The sequence below is a fragment of the Prevotella fusca JCM 17724 genome, assembly GCF_001262015.1.
Classification (GTDB): domain Bacteria; phylum Bacteroidota; class Bacteroidia; order Bacteroidales; family Bacteroidaceae; genus Prevotella; species Prevotella fusca.
Map to the genome: position 1 here is coordinate 803,840 of NZ_CP012075.1, position 19,505 is coordinate 823,344.

Genomic DNA, 19,505 nt, shown 5'->3' on the forward strand with positions numbered 1-19,505 from the left:
AAGGTGGCTTGGAGCAAAATTACATAACAAATAAGTAAAAACTCGTAAGAGGCTATATCTGTGCACTTTGCATCTGCTACCCTACCCTGCCTATATACTGACTCAGTTGTGTAATTCTAAGTTTCTGATAAACAACAGGTTTGAGAGGGATAAAGCCTGCCACCCATCAAAGGGTGAAACAAACGCAAGGGAAAGGCAAAGGAGCTGATTTACACAAGTCTTCCCAACACATCCCCCACGTGTGAAACATTGACGACGTTATTTAGACTATATTTAAATTACTTACTCTTTCTTCCAAAGATAGAGAAGTGAACATAGCGTTTTGGATGCGCCTTGACATTGGCAAGGAGACTGTCAGCAGAACGCATCGTATTGTTCAAATTATTGTACAAAGACGGATCATTCAACATCAATCCCATTGTACCTTCATTGCTGTTGAGTTTGGCTGTAAACGAGTTCATACTCTCCAAGGTTGCATTTACTTTAGACATAGTCCCCTCTACATCCAGTCCTTCCACCTTATTGTTCAATGTTGCCAACACACCATTAGCCCCACGGATAGCCCCACGAGCTTCAGTAATGCCGCCATTAGCGTTCACCATCATTCCATTGGCATTATCCACCACCTTGTTTACTTTGGCTGTCAAGGCAGGCAAGGAACCGTTCACCTGTGCCAGCAGCTGATTAAGCTCACGTGTAGAGGTTGTAAGGTTAGCCGTAACCTGATTCACGTTATGCACCGAACTCTGTACTGCAGGATCGGCAAGGAGCATATTCACGCTGGCAAGGATACTGTCCAACTTAGGCAACATCTTCTGCAACGAGGGCACCATTCCCTTCAAGTCACCAATGGCACCATCATTGATGCAGCCATCGATCACCCCATTTGCAGCCAGAACCTTGTCACTCTTGCCAAACTTCAGGTCAACTTTCACGTTGCCCATGATGTCACTGATAATCTCAGCCCTTGTTCCTTCAGGGATTTTCAATGTCTTGTCAATATCTACATCAACGGTAATCGGCTCACCGGGGTTGGCATAATCATACTTAAAGTTCTTGACCGAACCCACCTTGAAACCACTGGCATAAACAGGGGTAGACGCAGACAGTCCGGTGATGTCATTGAACTTCATTTGATAATGCGTATTGGTTGAGAAGAACGACAAGCCCTTCAGGAACTGCATACCAAAGAACAACACAATGATTGCAAGTATGGCTACAAGTGCAATCTTCACCTGTGGTGTAAAAATCTTATTCATATATGTCAAATTACTTTTTCCTCTTATTCTTCAGAAACTCCTCGATAGCTTGATTTACATCCATACGAACGCCATCCTTATAGGCTATCACGAAAGCCTGCGGAAAGTCTCTTAACAGCCTTTCGCGCAACCGGGCTATCTCATTATAATTCGTACTGCTACCTATCGTATACTTATACCAGTTCCCCTCTTGCGTACACTCTATATCCGTCCGACCACGGAACTGCGGACTACCTGGCCGCAAACTCCTGTTGGCAGCGAGCACCTGTACCTTGAACAACGGCATACTCTTTGGCGTGTCGCTCTGATTGTCATTTCTGGGGATAAGCTCCCGAATCGCATCTGCTATCCTCTTCTTTGCGGCCTGGACTTTAGATAGATGCGGTTCAGGGCGAGACCTGTCCGAAGAATTGGATGCAGGTGGTACTGAACGAGATCTGCTTGAAGAATTGGATGCAGGTGGTACTGAACGGGATCTGCCTGAAGGATTGGATGGAGGCGGAACAGGACGAGGTCTGTCCGCAGGAGGCGTAGGAATTACACGGTCAACCGTGATTTTCCTGTTCTCAGCAGGACGGTAAGGCACTACGATATGTGTGTCATACATACTCTTATACTGCACAAAGGCATTATAAATTCCCCTTGCCATGGAATCAATACCGCCGGAAGAATTCAAGTATTCCTCTTCATCAGCGGCTGTGATAAAGCCCAACTCTATCAGACAGCCCGGCATATAGCTTTCACGCAACACGAGAAAACCTGCTTGATGGACACCCTTGTCAACACGTCCTGCAATGGAACAGACTGAATTCTGTATCAATCGTGCCAGCTCCACACTCTTCTCCATGTTCGCATTCTGCATGAACTCGAACATAATATAGCTCTCTGACGAATTGGGGTCAAAGCCCTGATAAGTCTGCTGATAGCCTGTCTCCATTGATATTACACTGTTCTCGCGCATTGCAACGTCAAGGTTGTCCTTCGCACGGTGCATACCTAAGGTGTAAACCTGGAAACCCTTTACATAACGACCGGATGCCACAGAGTTCGTGTGAACTGAGATGAAGAGGTCAGCCTTTGCCTTATTGGCTATATCGGCACGTTGATGCAACGGGATGAAAACATCCCTCTTGCGGGTATAAACCACATTCACGTCGGGGAGATTCTGCTCAACATAGCGTCCGAAAGCCAAAGCTACATTCAGATTGATGTCCTTCTCCTTCGAAATGGCACCGACAGCACCTGCGTCATGACCTCCATGACCAGGATCAATAACAAGTGTGAACCGTCCGTCCGCAGCCCATGATATACCTGCGAACAAGACAAAGAAAACAAAGAGAAGCGTTATTTTCTTAAACATACTTAATTATTTAGAGGACAAAGGTACGGCTTTTCATCGGGAAAGCATGGCTCTACACCTTGGTTTTATCATTTATTAAGTGTAATTCCACGCCTGCACCGTCACTGTCAGCACCCATCGGCGGATTGAGCTTCACCAGTTTCAGGTCGATGCTTTCTATTTTCGGGAATTGCCCACACAGTTCTTCAACGATGGAACCAGCAACTGCCTCAAGCAGTCGGACTGGTCGGTTCATCACTTCCCTGACGACATTGAACACTTCTGCATAGTTCAGCGTATCAACAACATTATCGCTTTCCATAGCTCCAGCAAACGGATAGCCTAACCGCAGGTCAAGGACATACTCATTGCCGACTATGCGCTCCTGCTCGCCCACTCCAATGCGTGCATGGAAGTGAAGACCTTGCAGAAGAATATAACTTGTCATTAACTTCATCATAAACAAAGGGGCAAAGCTATAAAGCAGCCCGAATTAACCATCTAACTTTTAAACACATCATACATAGAGATGCACGGTTATACGAACAGAGAACTGTTTTTTCAAACGCACAAGCCGTATATCCCTACTTACGGGTGACTACAATATCGCCACGCACCTGCATAACAAACATTATTGCTGTCCGATAAAACTTAAATTACATACCATTCTATTGTCGGACTCCTAACAACAAGTTGATTCCATCCCGGCAACATATTGCAGTGTACTCAGCACCCAACACCATTGGTGTTTACCAACAGCACAACATGTGCCAGGCATCAGCACATCGGCTGAAAACGGCAAGAGAAGTTCATTGTTGACATCATATAGGACACTAAAGACTAACTGATGCGGGGAATATTTATCAGACAGCACAGTTGAACATGTACAAGCTGCCTGTTCTTGTTCTGCCGACACGTCTGTTTCAAAGTTACAGGGAGTCTTCTATCACCTGCAAAACATCCCACACAGAGGACGCACAAGCCGTGCGCCCCTACATCTAAAGCTATCCTACAGCCAACCGATTATCCACAACGTGAAGCACCACAGTTGGTACAAATCAGGCATCCCTCCTGATAAACCAGCGTTTCCTCGCCGCAGACAGGACACTTCTGACCAGATGCACTCGTACCGTCGGTAACGTACTTCTTCAAAGCACGCTCTACACCATTCTTCCATGTGTTGATGCTCTCACTCTTCAACTGCAAAGAACCGACGAGCTTGATGACATGATCTATTGGCATACGATAACGCAGGACACCGGAAATCAGCTTTGCATAGTTCCAGTATTCGGGGTTGAATTTCTCTGACAAGCCCTCAACTGTAGTCTTATAACCACGCTTGTTCTCGAACTGGAAATCATAACGATGACTGCCATCCTCGGCCGTCTGCTTGATAATCTTACCCTTGGTAACGCTCTTCGGCAGCGCAATACCTTCCTCGTCATCCTGCAGACCCGTGAAGATTTCGTATGGATAGCCATCCAGCAGACCCACAAAAGCCACCCACTTCTCCTTGTTGTTCTGGAAACGCACGACGTCACAGTCGAGTTCTTTCGGTCGAACCTCTACCACATGTGGACGCTCGCAGATATGCTCGTGATGCTCCTCAGCTGAATTAAGGTCTTTCGCCTTTTCTTCATCAGCGGGCTTGTCCTCCCTCTTCTTATCCTTCTTTGACACTGAAATCATCACACCCGAACGGCTGCCGTCACGGAAAATGGTACAGCCCTTGCAGCCACTGCGCCATGCCTCAACATAGAGTTTGTTAACCAGAGCCTCATCAACACTGTTCGGCAGGTTCACTGTCACGGAGATTGAATGGTCCACCCACTTCTGAATAGCCCCCTGCATGCGCACCTTCATCAGCCAGTCAACATCGTTGGCTGTAGCCTTATAATAAGGAGAGCGCTTCACCAGCTCGTCGATTTCTTCCTGACTGTATCGCTTCTGCGTGTCAACACCGTTCACCTCCATCCATGTCAGGAACTTACGGTGGTAAACTATGTACTCTTCAAAGGAATCACCTACCTCGTCCACAAAGTCTACATGCACATCCGTGTCATTCGGATTTACCTTGCGACGACGCTTGTATACAGGCATGAAGACTGGTTCTATACCCGATGTCGTCTGTGTCATCAGGGAGGTTGTACCCGTTGGGGCAATCGTCAGACAGGCTATATTCCTGCGTCCATACCTCTTCATATCCTCGTAAAGCTGTGCATCAGCTTCCTTGAGGCGGTTGACAAACGGGTTGTTCTTCTCACGCTTTGCATCATAAATCTCGAAAGCTCCACGCTCCTGTGCCATTGTCACAGACGAACGGTAGGCATTCAGAGCCAAGGTACGGTGTACCTCAACCGAGAAGTCAGTTGCTTCCTGTGTTCCATAACGCAATCCCATAGCTGCAATCATGTCGCCCTCGGCAGTGATACCCACACCTGTACGACGTCCCTTGCCGCTCTTCTCCTTAATCTTTTCCCAGAGATGATACTCAGCACTCTTCACCTCATCAAGCTGCGGGTCGGCCTTTATCTTTGCCATAATGAGCTCAATCTTCTCCATCTCAAGGTCAACGATGTCGTCCATAATCCGCTGTGCCAGCTGTGCATGGTGCCTGAACAGCTCGAAATCGAAGTGCGGATGGTCTGTAAACGGATTGATAACATACGAATACAGATTCAGTGAAAGCAAGCGGCAGCTGTCGTAAGGACAGAGCGGAATCTCGCCACAGGGGTTGGTAGAGACTGTCTGAAAACCAAGGTCAGCATAACAGTCGGGGATACTCTCACGGATAATCGTGTCCCAGAACAGCACGCCCGGCTCGGCACTCTTCCATGCGTTGTGTACTATCTTCTCCCATAACGTCTTGGCTGAAATCTCCTTCGTGAAGCTCGGCTCGCTGCTGTCTGTAGGGAACTGCTGGACGTATGTCTTATTGTCAACAACAGCCTGCATGAACTCATCCGTTATCTTTACCGACACATTGGCTCCTGTCACCTTACCCTCTTCCATCTTGGCATCAATGAATGACTCGGAATCAGGATGCTTGACACTTACGGAAAGCATCAATGCACCACGACGACCGTCCTGTGCTACCTCACGTGTACTGTTGGAATAACGCTCCATGAAAGGAACAAGTCCAGTCGAAGTCAGGGCAGAATTGTTGACAGGAGAGCCTTTGGGGCGGATGTGTGTAAGATCATGCCCCACACCGCCACGGCGTTTCATCAGCTGCACCTGCTCTTCATCAATGCGCATGATGGCACCGTATGAATCGGCATCGCCGTCCAGCCCGATGACAAAACAGTTGGAAAGTGATGCCACCTGATAGTTATTGCCGATACCCGTCATCGGACTACCGGCAGGAATAATATATTGAAAGTGGTCCAGAAGATCGAACACCTCCTGTGCCGTCAGTGGATTCTTATATTTATTTTCGATACGAGCAATCTCATTAGCAATGCGCCAGTGCATCTGTTCAGGCGATTTCTCGTAGATATTACCAAAACTATCCTTCATCGCATACTTGTTCACCCATACACGTGCAGCAAGTTCATCACCGTCGAAGTATGCCAAGGTTGCCTGGAAGGCTTCTTCAAAAGAGTAAGTCTGATTAGTTTCCATTGTTGTCGTTTTAGAAATTTTACGACTGCGAAGTTACGAATTGTTTTCCAAAATAGAAAACATTTACTTAACTTTGTAGCATCAAAATTATCCAAAATGAAAACAATCAATTCAAGGAAGACTATAAGAAAATACACCAAAAGGGATGTGTCAGAGAGTTTATTAAGGGCATTATTGGAGAAAGCAGAGCGAACCCCAACGATGGGTAACCTGCAGCTTTACTCGGTCATCGTCACACGCAAGGCGGAGATGAAGGCAAAACTCGCACCCGCTCACTTCAACCAGCCAATGGTTGAGGGGGCGTCTGTGGTACTTACTTTCTGCGCTGATTTCCGCCGTACAACGCTCTGGGCAGAGAACCGCAACGCTACACCGGGATATGACAACTTCCTCTCTTTCCTCAATGCTGCTACCGACTCCTTATTATATTGTCAGACTTTCTGCAACCTCGCTGAGGAAGAAGGGCTGGGCACTTGCTTTCTGGGAACAACCATCTACAACTCCAAAGCCATCATTGACGCATTACAGCTGCCACGCCTGGTGATGCCAGTTGCTACCATTACACTCGGCTGGCCTGACGAAGACCCGACACTCTCTGACCGCCTGCCTGTCGACAGCATAATCCACAATGAGACATACAACGACTACACACCGGCTCGAATTGATGCCTTCTATACTCCGAAAGAGCAGCTGGAAGAAAACAAACACTTCGTGGAAATTAATAATAAGGAAACCCTCGCACAAGTCTTCACCGATTTACGCTACACAAAAGAGGCAAATGAGGCAATGTCAAAGGAATTGTTAAAAACACTGGAGGAGCAAGGGTTTACAAAGAACTAACTGACCAACCAGCCACCCCCTCTCCTCCCCCTCCCCCGTAGAGAGGGGCAAGAATAGCGAGACACCCTAAAGTTTTCTACTGACTTTTTATGCTCGTAGCACCAAGATAGGTGAAACTTCTTACATATCCAAGTGTGTTGAGAACTTTGTTTCTCAAGCACTTGGATTTCTCACAAGAAATTATGCTGCGGAATTAAGGTAATATTTAAATAGTATAGTCATGACACAGGAAGAATTAAAGAAAGAGTATGACAAGTATAATACTCCCAGTATGTTTGACGCTCTTAAAGAGAGCGTAGAAGCACAAATAGTAGAAACGGAGGTCTATAAAGGAGTCTATTATGAGATTTTTCCATATTCTTTTCAACGGGTAGGGATGCGAAAAGGGAGACCCGTGAAGCAGTTCAGTCGTTTGAAAAGTTCAGACGATCTCTATTTCTATGGTTTCAATGAAAAAAAACAGATTGTAGAAGTTCGAGAAGGATGTGAGATTGAGAATCAGTTTGATTATCAGTTTATATTTTACAACGATGCTTATATTAAATCTTTGGACTATGACAATGACAAAGAACTTCAGAATATAAGTTACTATAACTTGGATAAATCTCACCAGATAGAAACTATGCTGTCTATAGGATGTTTTGGTGCAGGGGAGGAAGAATATTTTTATGATAATAATGGTAAATTACAGAAAATAAAAATAAGACAGTTTGAGTTGAATGGACAGGAGGGTTGTACCTTGTATCATACTTTTAAATATTCGCAAGATGGCAGTCTGGATTCTATCATAAAGTCTACCTCTATGTATGAAGAAGTTGTTTATACTGAAAAGAAAAAGTGAACTTTGTCCTGTTTATGAATAAACACTTAATGCTATCTCGGTATAGCAGTACGGAATGACGGTGGGAAAAGGGAAAATCCTTACGGTAAAGAGAGGGATATGGACTAAACGAGCCATTTCCCCTTTTTGCCCGCCGAATTTATATTGTGAATTTATATTTCCTTAATTCCGCAGCACAATTTCTTGTGAGAAATCCAAGTGCCTGAGAAACAAAGTCCTCAAGACACTTGGACATGTCAGAGATTTCACCTATCTTAGTGCAACAAACATAACAAGTAAGCAAAAATCTGACATGACAAAGGTAGCAATTAAAAACGAGAATATCACTTCCTTCGGAGGAATTTATCACATCATGGACGTTTTTTCAAAGTTGGGCTTTGAAAAACTTACCGAATCCGTGTTGGGCAGACGCGGATGCAGCGGCAAGGCATTCAGCCATGGAAGCATCCTGGGTTCTCTCTTCTTCAGCTACCTTTGCGGTGGGGACTGTCTTGAGGACATCAATGCGCTTATTGGGCAGTTCAGGCAGAGACCTGGTACGCTGTTACCCGGCGCCGACACAGTGGGGCGCGGACTGAAGGAGCTTGCTGAAGAGAATATTGTCTACAGGAGCGAAACCTCCGGCAGGTCTTACAGTTTCAACACTGCAGAGAAGCTGAACACCTTACTTTTACGGATGATACGGAGAATGGGGCTTATAAAGGCGGGCAGCCATGTTGACCTGGACTTTGACCACCAGTTTGTTCCTGCCCGCAAGTTCGATGCAAAGTATTCCTACAGGCAGGACCATGGCTATTTCCCGGGCTGGGCTTCCATCGGGGGCATCATAGTCGGAGGTGAGAACCGTGACGGAAACACCAATGTGAAATTCCATCAGGAGGACACGCTCCGCCGAATTATGGACCGTGTGACCTCCGAGCTTGGTGTTGTGACAGAGCGTTTCCGTGCCGACTGCGGGTCGTTCTCGAAGGAAATCATCCGAACCGTAGAGCAGCGCTGCAACACGTTCTATATACGTGCTGCCAACTGCGGCAGCCGGTGCGGGGAGTTCCGCCAGCTGGAAGAATGGAAGAGCGTTGAGGTTGGCTATGAGAGATGCGATGTCACCTCCGTCAGCATGGACGACCTCATCGAAGGAAAGTCATACAGGCTTGTCGTACAGCGTATTCCCTTGAAAGACAGGCACGGCAGGGTACAGACCGACATGTTCGGAGTGATATACACATACCGCTGTATCCTTACCAACAACCGGACATCCACAGAGAAGGACATCATTACATTCTACAATGAACGTGGAGCGAGCGAAAAGAACTTCGACATACAGAACAATGACTTCGGCTGGGCACATCTGCCCTTTTCCTTCATGGCTGAGAACATGGTTTTCATGATGGTTACCGCCATGCTGAAGAACTTCTATCTCTATCTCGTCCGCCATATCAGCGAAAAGGTCAAGCCGTTGAAAAAGACAAGCAGGCTGAAAGCCTTTATCCTGCATTTTGTCAGCGTGCCGGCAAAATGGGTGAGAACAGGAAGGCGGAACGTTCTGAACCTGTATACAAATAAAGCATACTATTCTGAAGTATTCCTTGAATAAGCAGCATTTCTTTGTGGTTCTCATATTCCCCATTGGTTTGGGTGGGGGATTTCATGCCTATGCAAGAACCAAGAAGCCCCGAAAAACCTCATATCAGCATATAGAGCCCAAAAAGACATCTCAACATATAAAATCGCCTCACAAGGAAAAACGCTGCGGAATTGAGGTATTAAAAGTTCCGGCTATAAGTTCATCCCCAATTTTCATTAATTCTTCTTCAAATTGATCTTTATCATTAATGTCTTTCAATCTATCGTAAACAATCTTTTTATAAGTATCCGTATGTACTTTGCTATGGGCATGAGCCGATACGCCAACAGCATCTTTTAGATGTAATTTCCAATTGAGGTTTAGTTGTAACAATTATAAATGTCATCTATGCTGTTAGCATCTTCAATAGTCATTCCATTGGGAACTAATCCTGCATAAAGCAGTGTGTAAGTATGTGTGCGATACTCTTTTGATAGTAAATTGTAAAAATAAGATTGTATTTCTGTTAGTTTTTTGGGGTCAAGCAGTCGCCCTTTTCCAAGATGTTCTTGAAACAGAACACTACTCAAGTCTTCTAACATAAACTTATGGGGTGGAAAATCAATATCTTCATCAAGTTTCATATCTTTAATTGCTTCGTAACCATTCATTATATCATTGACTGTGTTTTCTTGGCATCTTAAATCTTGATGTAAACTATCTATCATCAGTGACGATGTTGCCAATACGCATTCATAACCATTTCCCCACACAAATGGGTGCTGTGTGGGGGTGGAAAGCGAATTAATCGCAAGTATTCTGTCATACTCCATTCGGTTTATACATAAGCCCAGATTAGTAATACTATCCTGTTGAGTCAGTTTTAAATTATGGATTTTTAAATTGGGATTTTTGAAACTCATCAATCCACATGCAAAAAGAGACTCTCCTATATTTTGTAAATTAGCATTGTATATCAATGTTTCAAAAGTTTTTGGGCTGTCATCCAGTGTAGATTTATAAAAAATGACTTCTGCCATTTTCGATTCAATAGTGTCAGGAAAGACTCTTTTCACAAAGGTTTGGAATCTCTTGTAAAATTCAAACTCGTCAGAATATTGTAATGACAACTTCAGTGCGGCAGCCTGATATTCTATAGGGGTTACCAAAATATGATTTTCATCTCGAATATACTCTTGGAATATATATCCTAAAAAGTTTAAAATCTCATTCTTATATTGAACCTTTCCTTTTTGGCGTATATTGAAGTCCATTACTTCAATTACAGGCTCTATTATATTATATATTTTAGTTTGATGTTTTATATTGGGAGCCAATTCGTTATAAAGGAAACACTCTATATCTTCTGACGAGTCCTCGGTAGAGAACAGATAGTCTAACTGATAAGATACTTCTTCAATGGCATCCTTATTAGGTGCTTGATAATATTGCCAATTTATTTTCATTTTTTACTGTTTTAAGAGCATACTTTTGCTTTTGGATAACCAACTTGTTTCCCTCTATAATTATATTCAATTTGCATCTTATTCTTTATTGCAAATTCGTCCATTCTTGCATCGCAAAAGTCACACGGTTTTATACCTTCAATTTTAACTGTTTTACCTGTAGGAGTTTTAATAAATGTTGGTTCAGAATTTATTGTAAGTTTTGTTCCCTCAAGATTTCCAGCATGTCTTGCTTCTATTGTTTTAAGTATTTTCTGCTCAGAATCTCCTACTCTCCCAGGTATTGTTTTTGCTTTAGGATCCGGCTTCATAGTTCCAGAATCAAGTAAACTTCCATCTGAATCATGAAGCCACCAAGACGTTTTGTTTAAACCCAACAAATCAATCCGGTTATTTGTATCACTTACATACCCATACAGCGTCGGGTTATTTCCTACTAATCCTATAGGGTCCTGACTGATATAGGTTCCTGTATTCGGGTCATAGTAGCGGAAGCGGTTATAGTAGAGGCGAGTCTCATCATCCTCATACTGTCCTAACTGGCGGAAGGGAATGAAGTCACGGATGCCCTTGCGGTTGCGAAGGTCACCATAGATGTCATAGTCTGCTTGCCAGACAACCGTACCATAGCTGTCATACGCTTCCACGGGGCGCCCCATATAGTCGCTGATGATCGTATAGCGTTCTCCGTTCTGCAGCTTTGCCACAGGGACGTATGAGCCTTCCTCATATACCCACGTGACAAGGTTCTCTACTGGCTCATCGCCCAGCATTCGGATGCGACCGAACTCATCGATGCTATGCTGCGGACAGTGCCTCCGCATGCCAACCGCACTTTATACCGCAAGATTATCGTATCTTGTTCTATCAGTTACAACTTCGTCAGACTCTTCATACATCCCAACATATTCCAAGCATAGTGACTTACACTCTTCCTTGTGTTATTTAACCAGAACATTATGAAAATGTTGTAATAGTTGATTTACTTTCTTATACTCAGTTCGTCCCATTTCCGAATGCGCCATCAGCCCACAGAGGTTAGAATAAAAACATTCCATCAAATGAAATTGAACTTCTTCTGTCGCATCTTTTAGCTTCTGAGCCATTCCTTTATATACTTCTATTCTATTATTATTGTCAGAAATATCTGTCAGTTCTAACAAAGATTCTATTATTGTTTTCATAAGCTAAAATTTACTTTTTCTGTCTTTATAATAGTTGAATTTGGTAACTCTTTGATATTTATAATACCTTGATATCCTCTTCCTTCAAGAATTTCAGTTCCGTCTTGACTAATCTGCCTAGCAGCTGTCCCTTCTCCTATCCATGTTCCAGCTTGAGGTCTAAATGTTGTGACATATTCTATATCAACTCCCCATTCTTTTAGAAGAGCTAAGTCTTCCCTCAACGCTTGTTCTGATAAATATTTCTTGTTTGTCACATAATTATATTCTTTTCCTAATCTGTTTGATTTACCATGATATTTGTAAAATATTTCATCACCATTAACTTGTCGCATATTTACAACTCCATCTGTGAAATTTTTTCGATGAAATTCGGGTATACTTGGACCTTTTTTCTTTACCTTTTTACATCTAATCCAAATACATCAGCCCACATATTTAAATCCCCCACGTACCCATACAGTGTCGGGTTATTTCCTGCCAGCCTTATCGGGTCTTGGCTTATGTAGTTACCAATCCTCGGGTCATAATATCGAAACCTATTGTAGTAGAGGCGAGTCTCATCGTCCTCGTACTGTCCTAACTGGCGAAAGGGGATGAAGTCACGAATGCCCTTGCGGTTACGAAGGTCACCGTAGATGTCATAATCGGCTTGCCAGACAACAGTACCATAGCTGTCATACGCTTCCACGGGGCGACCCATATAGTCACTAATGATCGTATAGTGTTCTCCATTCTGCAGCTTTGCCACAGGGACGTAAGAACCTTCCTCATATACCCACGTGACAAGGTTCTCTACAGGTTCATCGCCCAGCATACGAATGCGACCGAACTCGTCGATGCTATGCTGCGGACGGTCCTTCTCCTCATACTGCCACTCCTGCACCATCACGTTGCCGTCCCAGAGATAGCGGAAGACGTGACCGTTGAAGAGCTTTGCCGTGCGACGCCCAAGGGCATCATACTCGAAGCGGACGGTCTTGCCGTAGGGAAGCCGCACCTCCTTGAGCATGCCGTTGCCATACCACTCATAGGCATAGTCACCTGTCTGCCAGGCAATATGCGTGCCACTTTCCTCCGACACCTCATGATTCTGATGCTGTGTCAGTCCACGACGTGGAGTCTTCAATATGAGGTTGCCCTCTACGTCATAGAGATAGTCATAATGGCGGTCACGGAGAATCCTGCCGCCCTTGCCGTATTCCCTGTCCCTGCGGTCACGACTGCGGAAGACATTGCCCACGGCATCGGGCATACGGTAGTCGGCCGTACCATCTTCATAACGGGCACCCGTCAGACTGCCAACCGCATCATAGGCGTAGGCTGTCTTTCCTCCCGTGATCCCGTCTATAACACTCTGCAGACGTCCCGATGCATTCCACGCATAGCGGCGGTCGTAGCCGTCCTGACGCAGCGAGCGGCTCTTCTGCGTGATGACATTGCCATAGGCATCGTAGGTACGTGTCATACGGATGCCACCAGAGAAGATCTTCTCTATCTTCAGCCCCTCGCTGTCACGGACGATCTTCTCCTCCCAGCTCTCACCGCCACCACCGGCTGCCGTCACACGGTTGAGAAGTCCGTCCTCATCAAAGCTGTTCCGTACGACAGAACCAAGTGAAGTACGTGTCTCTATACGGTTTCCAAGGTCATCATAGACATTCTCCACCGTCGTACCCCTGTCATCAGGCAGACCACCACTGAAACACTCCCTGATTACACGACCGCCTTCGTCATACTCCATGGCAACGCTTCCCGTAGCATTGCGTGCCTCGGTAAGCCTGCCGAGTGCATCATAGCAGAAAGCCTCCATCGTACCGTCACTGAAGCTGCTGCACAACAGCCGTCCCCGCTGGTCATACTCATACTCCGTCCATCTGCCGCCAGCCCTGTCCTCACGGATGACACGTCCGGAGCAGTCACGCATATACCTGCGGTGCATACGGTCAAAGCCCGTCTCACCTCAACCACATCCTAATCACCAATAGGATATCACGAAAATGCTATAATCAAATAGGTGCAAATGTCCCGTTACTCCATTCTCGCCCCATATAACTTTTATATGCTCCAATATCGGCTTTACATTTTAATTCATTAGCTATTTTCCAACTTGAACTATTACCTGATGATCACTTTATCACAGCATCCCAATAATGCGGACAATAGACTGTTATTGTTCTTTGCCCTTCTTTTTCTTCAAAACCACTAAATGAAATTCCAATGCTATCAAAAATATAGAATCCATATTTTATAATACCTGGATAAGTCTTTTGCAATTCCTGAATAATATTATTATCTTGAAATAGACTATATCCATCAAAACACAATTCAACACCATTGTTTTCTATAACAGAAATTTCCATCAATTGATTATTCTCAAAGGTGAAAGATAAATCCTCCGAGTATAATTTCGTTATCTCTTTTTTTTGAACCGTCTTAAATGAGACATTATATTTTTTTTGAATACTCTCTATAGAAGAGCCAAAAATAAAATCATTTATTCCTTTGTAAGGTTTAATTAAATACTTCATTTTCTGATAGGTATTATTTTGTACATATTTTCATTTTATCTCTCTGCCTCTGATATTAAGCCTTTTTCATATGAATAGTCTAACATCTCATTAATGGAAGAATCGTATTTACTTCCAAAACTTGACTGAATATCATCAATATCCATTTGAATCGCATCTGCAAACTTTCCTTGATTTATAAGATCTAATTGTGTTTGCCGATACAAAGCTCCTTCTTTTCCTTGCCAACCATGACTAGATGTCATCCTATGATCGGTTGTTTCCATCCAAATACTTGGTCCTTCGCCATGAGAAAGACCATTAATTGAGTTTGCAGGTGTGTGATGCACTTCCCCTCCAATATTACTACTTCGCACGGAAGAATAAGAACCACCCCCTTTTAATCCAAAAATATCGGTCCTCTTATTTAAATCCCCCACGTACCCATACAGCGTAGGATTGTTTCCTGCCAGCCTTATCGGGTCTTGGCTGATGTAATTACCAATCCTCGGGTCGTAATATCTGAACCTGTTGTAATACAGCCCAATCTCCTCGTCCTCGTACTGACCTAACTGGCGGAAAGGTATAAACTGCCTGCTGCCGTGAAGATTGCGGAGATTACCATAGATGTCATAGTCTGCCTGCCAGACGACATTACCTTTATCATCATATGCCTGGACAGGACGGCCGATGTAGTCACTGACGATGCTGTAATGTTTGTCACCAACAATCTTGGCGGTAGGGACGTAGCCGGCACTGTCGTAAACCCACGTGATGAGATTCTCAACTGGTTCAGGCCTGTCAAGTGTGACCTCACCTGTCTCGGTGACAACCGTATTCGGACGGTCAGCCTCGGCATACTCCCACTCATGCAGGATGACATCACCATCCCAGAGGTAGCGGTACACTCGTCCGTCAAAGACCTTCTCTATGCGTCTGCCTAAAGCGTCATACCTGAATGTAACAGTCTTTCCGTCCGGCCGTGTTACACTCCTGAGCATACCATTGCCCTGCCACGTATAGGCATAGTCACCGCTCTGCCATTGAAGGAGCTCATCCCGCACCTCCGCATTACGTGATGGCTCCATCCTGCGCATGGTCTTCAGCACAAGGTTGCCATGGCTGTCATAATAATACCGCCACTTCCTGTCCTCACGCAACTGTCCACCACGGGCATAACTCCTGTCCGTCCGGTCGGGGCTGTCGTACACGTTACCCATTGCATCCGGGTTACGCCACTGACGGCTGCCGTCACCATACACAGCACCCGACAGAGAACCGAAGGCATCATAATCGTAACGGACACTCCTGCCGTTTATTGTATCAAGCGTCCGTAGAAGGCGGAGATTATCACCCCAAAGGTATGACTTGTCATACAGCGTCCGCCCATTGTGACGGACACGCTGATGCGCAGGGCGGCCGACATTGTCATACTGCATAAGTGCACTCCACGCAACCGACTATGGTACACGAAGTTTCAAATATGAATAGACATTATCACAACATAGATCCGTCCTAATACTGGTTCTTCCGCTAAATGTAAAGACTGAAAATAGAATAAAGACTTATTTCCATTTTCTACAAACAACTTATTCCCATACCGATCGCTATTTGTAAACTATTTTCGTACAACCCAAAACCAATACATGACCTTTTGGCTTTGAAAAGACGCCCAATTGACTTGCAATAGATGCCCTTTTGAGGTCTAACTGACGCCCTTTTGAAGTCCAATTAAGCACCTTTTCTTGCACGACTTCATAACCAGCTGATTTACTGTTGGTTGCAGTCATGCTTTTTACACGTGCTTTTGCCTTTATTTGTAGATGTTTTACCCGAAATTATGTCATGATTTTTCAATAGCTTATCTGCAAATTTTCGAAGCGTTAACATGAAAAGGTTTTCTGTGTCGGAGGATGAATAAAACAGACAGCCAAGACAGCCTTGGCTATCTATTTGTTTAACGCATAACCTCGGTTCTTCCTTTAAAGCTATACGAAAAGTGTCCACGTATTTAATGGAAGAACCTTTTGTAATACAGTTCGTTTCTTTAACACATTTAGATTTTCTATATTCTTTTTATTTTGAACGTAATTGCCTCTTTATTTGCATTTTAATTACTATTATAACTTCTTGTTTTGAATATTACAGTATTATCTTGATTCTATAAAATCACCAACTTCACCTGTATAGGGATTAAATTCAAACCTATAGTCGGTATTTGAAACTACAACAAAAAAATAGAGCGAATCATTTATATAATAAACATCATAAAATAAAGGTCTATCTATATTTCTTTTTCCTTTTAAAATATCTTTTAAATCCCAGATTACTTCACCATTTCCATTAATAATATAAGCCATGTTGTATACTTTACTGTATGGTGCTTGGACAATTGCAACATATTGATTATTTTTTAACATTAATGGAATCAGTTTGTCTTGATGCTCTATTCTATGATTTGTACCATTATAAAACCATGTTATAGCACAAGGCAAGGTGTCTAGTACTGTAAATGTTCCCTTTTTCTCTTTTGAAGTATCTCCATAATCAACCATGAAGTTTTTTATCTTTCCCATTATTTATATATAACTAATTTTTCTTGGTTTACCAATTGGCTCTAACTTAGCCCTATCCTCGAAATTTAAAATTTGAATTTGATTTCCTCCACCCTCGTATATTATTCCATTATAAGTTTGAGGACCAACTGTGCCTATTTGAACTCTTACTCCTTCTGGAATATGAAACTTTTGAACATGTGATATTTCTGGCTTAAATTCAGGAGTAACAGCTAATTTATTTCTTACAAAATCAACATCCGTAATTTTATCTGTTGTTGCCCATCCTCCTGGTCTCGTTTATCCTGGAGACATAGCCATTTCTACATCTAAGCCTCCTTTAGGTATAGTAGTAGATACTATTTCTCCACTTCCCCAAGGATTTTTCCCAGTAGGAGCTGGCAATGCTAGCATATCTAATCCAAACATGTCAGTCCACTTATTACAATCCCCCACATACCCATATAGCGTAGGGTTATTACCCATCAACCTTATCGGGTCTTGGCTGATGTAATTACCTATCCTTGGGTCATAATAGCGGAAGCGGTTGTAATAGAGCCCAGTCTCCTCGTCCTCATACTGTCCTAACTGGCGGAAGGGGATAAAGTTCCTGCTGCCGTGGAGATTGCGGACGTTACCATAGATGTCATAGTCTGCCTGCCAGACGATATTACCTTTTTCATCGTATGCTTGGACAGGACGACCGATGTAGTCACTGATGATGCTGTAATGTTTGTCACCAACAATCTTGGCAGTAGGAACGTAGCTGCCACCGTCGTAAACCCACGTGATGAGATTCTCAACTGGTTCTGGTCTGTCGAGTGTGACCTCACCAGTCTCGGTAACAACCGTATTCGGACGGTCAGCCTCGGCATACTCCCACTCATGCAGGATGACATCACCATCCCAGAGGTAGCGGTACACACGTCCGTCAGAGACCTTCTCAATGCGTCTGCCTAAAGCGTCATACCTGAACGTAACGGTCTTGCCGTCAGGTCGTGTTACGCTCCTGAGCATACCATTACCCTGCCACGTGTAGGCATAGTCACCGCTCTGCCATGCAAGGAACTCTTCCCGCATCTCCGCATTACGGGATGGTCCCGTCCTGCGCATGGTCTTGAGCACAAGGTTGCCATGGCTGTCGTAATAATACCGCCACTTCCTGTCCTCACGCAACTGTCCGCCACGGGCATAGCTCCTGTCCGTACGGTCGGGGCTGTCGTACACGTTACCCATCAGGTCCGGGTTGCGCCACTGACGGCTGCCGTCACCATACACAGCACCCGACAGAGAACCGAAGGCATCATAATCGCAACGGACACTCCTGCCGTTTATTGTATCAAGCGTCCGTTGAAGACGGAGATTATCACCCCAGACGTATGACTTGTCAAGCAGCGTTCGCCCATTATGACGGACACGCTGATGTACAGGGCAGCTGATATTGTCATACTTCATTGTACGCTCCACACAACTGGTTGAGATGCACGAAGTTTCAAATATGAATAAACACTATCACAACATAAATCAGCCCTGATGCTAACCTCCATTCTAACTAAGCCTACTTAAATGGCAAAAGATGCTCAGCTAAAGTCCAACTAAGCCTTACTTGGACACTAACTGAGCACTTTTTCTTGTTCATTATACCGATTTTATATATAGTCTTAAAGTATCATATTAAAAGTGTATTGTTCATCTTCACGCGGATCTTTATAACTTATAAACTCATTAGTAAGTTCAAAGTTAAATCCATAACCATAAATAGTGCTGTCGGTCGTTACTCTTTTTTTATAACCAGATATAGCCACACGATATTTGCCTTTTTCGAGTCTTATTCTGAAACCTTTATACAATGTTTGCCCATCTAACGTCTGATAGGATAAACTATCTAATGTAGGATTCTTAAACTGACTTATTTTAAAATTAACCAAACTCCCCAAAGAACCTATCCAAATGTTGCCGTCTTCAACATTTAGATTAAATCCATCATAGGTAAAAACTTCATTCCAATGGTCTTTTATAATTTCGTCACGACCTATCAAAATCTCATAATCTATAGAATTAATGGGGACAATAGGAATCCATACCCCTTCCTTCAAGGATTCAATATATAATTCATAATTGTTCTGAAAAACCGCCAAGAGATTTTTACGCTTTATTTGTTTTTTTTCAAGAAACCTCTTTAAAGAGGCTATACAAACGACATAAATGCCATAACTTTCAACTGATAGTATTCTTTTTTCCATTAATTACTTACATTAAAATATATCATTATTTATAGTATAACTCTTTTAGCTTCTGCAAACCCTCTAAAGGCGTCACATCC

The 19,505-nt window shown here is 43.8% G+C and carries 18 protein-coding genes; 3 read left to right on the plus strand and 15 right to left on the minus strand.

Annotated elements, in window-relative coordinates; all coding sequences use genetic code 11:
* Nucleotides 1-278: 278 nt before the first annotated feature.
* From ADJ77_RS10555 to ADJ77_RS10570, 4 genes are all read right to left on the minus strand, one after another.
* Nucleotides 279-1,259, minus strand: a complete 981-nt coding sequence (locus ADJ77_RS10555) for an MlaD family protein (protein WP_050696391.1) — start codon at nucleotides 1,257-1,259, stop codon at nucleotides 279-281.
* A gap of 10 nt (nucleotides 1,260-1,269) precedes the next feature.
* The gene (locus ADJ77_RS10560; protein WP_025078122.1) at nucleotides 1,270-2,619 is read right to left on the minus strand and encodes an N-acetylmuramoyl-L-alanine amidase family protein; all 1,350 of its coding nucleotides are present in this window, start codon (nucleotides 2,617-2,619) and stop codon (nucleotides 1,270-1,272) included.
* Between the two features lie 52 nt (nucleotides 2,620-2,671).
* Entirely contained in the window at nucleotides 2,672-3,055 is a 384-nt protein-coding gene (gene folB / locus ADJ77_RS10565) for a dihydroneopterin aldolase (protein ID WP_025078121.1), read from the minus strand.
* Nucleotides 3,056-3,621: 566 nt separating this feature from the next.
* Entirely contained in the window at nucleotides 3,622-6,222 is a 2,601-nt protein-coding gene (locus ADJ77_RS10570; RefSeq protein ID WP_050696392.1) for an adenosylcobalamin-dependent ribonucleoside-diphosphate reductase, read from the minus strand.
* A 96-nt stretch (nucleotides 6,223-6,318) separates the two neighbouring features.
* Between ADJ77_RS10570 and ADJ77_RS10575 the strand changes: the two genes are divergently transcribed.
* From ADJ77_RS10575 to ADJ77_RS10585, 3 genes are all read left to right on the plus strand, one after another.
* Nucleotides 6,319-7,062, plus strand: coding sequence for a nitroreductase family protein (locus tag ADJ77_RS10575; protein ID WP_042740900.1), 744 nt, complete (start codon nucleotides 6,319-6,321; stop codon nucleotides 7,060-7,062).
* Between the two features lie 220 nt (nucleotides 7,063-7,282).
* The gene (locus ADJ77_RS10580) at nucleotides 7,283-7,903 is read left to right on the plus strand and encodes a hypothetical protein (protein ID WP_025078120.1); all 621 of its coding nucleotides are present in this window, start codon (nucleotides 7,283-7,285) and stop codon (nucleotides 7,901-7,903) included.
* A 292-nt stretch (nucleotides 7,904-8,195) separates the two neighbouring features.
* The gene (locus ADJ77_RS10585) at nucleotides 8,196-9,497 is read left to right on the plus strand and encodes an IS1380 family transposase (protein WP_050696393.1); all 1,302 of its coding nucleotides are present in this window, start codon (nucleotides 8,196-8,198) and stop codon (nucleotides 9,495-9,497) included.
* A gap of 138 nt (nucleotides 9,498-9,635) precedes the next feature.
* Here the strand turns inward: ADJ77_RS10585 and ADJ77_RS10590 are convergent, their stop codons facing one another.
* From ADJ77_RS10590 to ADJ77_RS10645, 11 genes are all read right to left on the minus strand, one after another.
* Nucleotides 9,636-9,860 (minus strand): hypothetical protein, encoded by a 225-nt coding sequence (locus tag ADJ77_RS10590; protein WP_025079244.1) that lies wholly within the window; start codon nucleotides 9,858-9,860, stop codon nucleotides 9,636-9,638.
* Nucleotides 9,848-10,933 (minus strand): hypothetical protein, encoded by a 1,086-nt coding sequence (locus ADJ77_RS10595; RefSeq protein WP_025079245.1) that lies wholly within the window; start codon nucleotides 10,931-10,933, stop codon nucleotides 9,848-9,850. Before ADJ77_RS10595 ends, ADJ77_RS10590 begins: the two co-directional genes overlap by 13 nt.
* An 11-nt stretch (nucleotides 10,934-10,944) precedes the next feature.
* Nucleotides 10,945-11,757, minus strand: coding sequence for an RHS repeat domain-containing protein (locus ADJ77_RS14275; RefSeq protein WP_244148558.1), 813 nt, complete (start codon nucleotides 11,755-11,757; stop codon nucleotides 10,945-10,947).
* 117 nt (nucleotides 11,758-11,874) lie between these two features.
* The gene (locus ADJ77_RS10605; protein ID WP_025079246.1) at nucleotides 11,875-12,117 is read right to left on the minus strand and encodes a hypothetical protein; all 243 of its coding nucleotides are present in this window, start codon (nucleotides 12,115-12,117) and stop codon (nucleotides 11,875-11,877) included.
* A complete protein-coding gene (locus ADJ77_RS10610) occupies nucleotides 12,114-12,452 on the minus strand; it encodes a hypothetical protein (protein ID WP_025079247.1) in 339 nt (112 codons plus the stop codon). The genes ADJ77_RS10605 and ADJ77_RS10610 overlap by 4 nt, the downstream gene beginning before the upstream one ends.
* A 62-nt stretch (nucleotides 12,453-12,514) precedes the next feature.
* Nucleotides 12,515-14,059: an RHS repeat-associated core domain-containing protein gene (locus tag ADJ77_RS13550; RefSeq protein ID WP_082224170.1), complete on the minus strand. Its 1,545-nt coding sequence runs from the start codon at nucleotides 14,057-14,059 to the stop codon at nucleotides 12,515-12,517.
* 187 nt (nucleotides 14,060-14,246) lie between these two features.
* Nucleotides 14,247-14,648 carry a hypothetical protein gene (locus tag ADJ77_RS10620; RefSeq protein ID WP_025079091.1) on the minus strand — a complete coding sequence of 134 codons (402 nt, stop codon included), beginning with the start codon at nucleotides 14,646-14,648 and terminating at the stop codon, nucleotides 14,247-14,249.
* 35 nt (nucleotides 14,649-14,683) lie between these two features.
* Nucleotides 14,684-16,066, minus strand: a complete 1,383-nt coding sequence (locus ADJ77_RS13555) for an RHS repeat domain-containing protein (RefSeq protein ID WP_025079092.1) — start codon at nucleotides 16,064-16,066, stop codon at nucleotides 14,684-14,686.
* Between the two features lie 711 nt (nucleotides 16,067-16,777).
* Entirely contained in the window at nucleotides 16,778-17,203 is a 426-nt protein-coding gene (locus ADJ77_RS10635; RefSeq protein ID WP_025079093.1) for a hypothetical protein, read from the minus strand.
* Between the two features lie 279 nt (nucleotides 17,204-17,482).
* A complete protein-coding gene (locus tag ADJ77_RS13560) occupies nucleotides 17,483-18,649 on the minus strand; it encodes an RHS repeat domain-containing protein (protein WP_082224171.1) in 1,167 nt (388 codons plus the stop codon).
* 194 nt (nucleotides 18,650-18,843) lie between these two features.
* Nucleotides 18,844-19,425 carry a hypothetical protein gene (locus tag ADJ77_RS10645; protein WP_025079096.1) on the minus strand — a complete coding sequence of 194 codons (582 nt, stop codon included), beginning with the start codon at nucleotides 19,423-19,425 and terminating at the stop codon, nucleotides 18,844-18,846.
* Nucleotides 19,426-19,505: the final 80 nt, after the last annotated feature.

Coding starts and splice junctions, on each gene's coding strand:
- ADJ77_RS10580 (WP_025078120.1), top strand. CDS start 7,283: ATGACACAGGAAGAATTAAAGAAAGAGTATGACAAGTATAATACTCCC.
- ADJ77_RS13550 (WP_082224170.1), bottom strand. CDS start 14,059: ATGCACCGCAGGTATATGCGTGACTGCTCCGGACGTGTCATCCGTGAG.
- ADJ77_RS10570 (WP_050696392.1), bottom strand. CDS start 6,222: ATGGAAACTAATCAGACTTACTCTTTTGAAGAAGCCTTCCAGGCAACC.
- ADJ77_RS10620 (WP_025079091.1), bottom strand. CDS start 14,648: ATGAAGTATTTAATTAAACCTTACAAAGGAATAAATGATTTTATTTTT.
- ADJ77_RS10595 (WP_025079245.1), bottom strand. CDS start 10,933: ATGAAAATAAATTGGCAATATTATCAAGCACCTAATAAGGATGCCATT.
- ADJ77_RS14275 (WP_244148558.1), bottom strand. CDS start 11,757: ATGCGGAGGCACTGTCCGCAGCATAGCATCGATGAGTTCGGTCGCATC.
- ADJ77_RS10575 (WP_042740900.1), top strand. CDS start 6,319: ATGAAAACAATCAATTCAAGGAAGACTATAAGAAAATACACCAAAAGG.
- ADJ77_RS10635 (WP_025079093.1), bottom strand. CDS start 17,203: ATGGGAAAGATAAAAAACTTCATGGTTGATTATGGAGATACTTCAAAA.
- ADJ77_RS10585 (WP_050696393.1), top strand. CDS start 8,196: ATGACAAAGGTAGCAATTAAAAACGAGAATATCACTTCCTTCGGAGGA.
- ADJ77_RS10610 (WP_025079247.1), bottom strand. CDS start 12,452: ATGCGACAAGTTAATGGTGATGAAATATTTTACAAATATCATGGTAAA.
- ADJ77_RS10560 (WP_025078122.1), bottom strand. CDS start 2,619: ATGTTTAAGAAAATAACGCTTCTCTTTGTTTTCTTTGTCTTGTTCGCA.
- ADJ77_RS10645 (WP_025079096.1), bottom strand. CDS start 19,425: ATGGAAAAAAGAATACTATCAGTTGAAAGTTATGGCATTTATGTCGTT.
- ADJ77_RS10555 (WP_050696391.1), bottom strand. CDS start 1,259: ATGAATAAGATTTTTACACCACAGGTGAAGATTGCACTTGTAGCCATA.
- ADJ77_RS10605 (WP_025079246.1), bottom strand. CDS start 12,117: ATGAAAACAATAATAGAATCTTTGTTAGAACTGACAGATATTTCTGAC.
- folB (WP_025078121.1), bottom strand. CDS start 3,055: ATGAAGTTAATGACAAGTTATATTCTTCTGCAAGGTCTTCACTTCCAT.
- ADJ77_RS13555 (WP_025079092.1), bottom strand. CDS start 16,066: ATGCAGTATGACAATGTCGGCCGCCCTGCGCATCAGCGTGTCCGTCAC.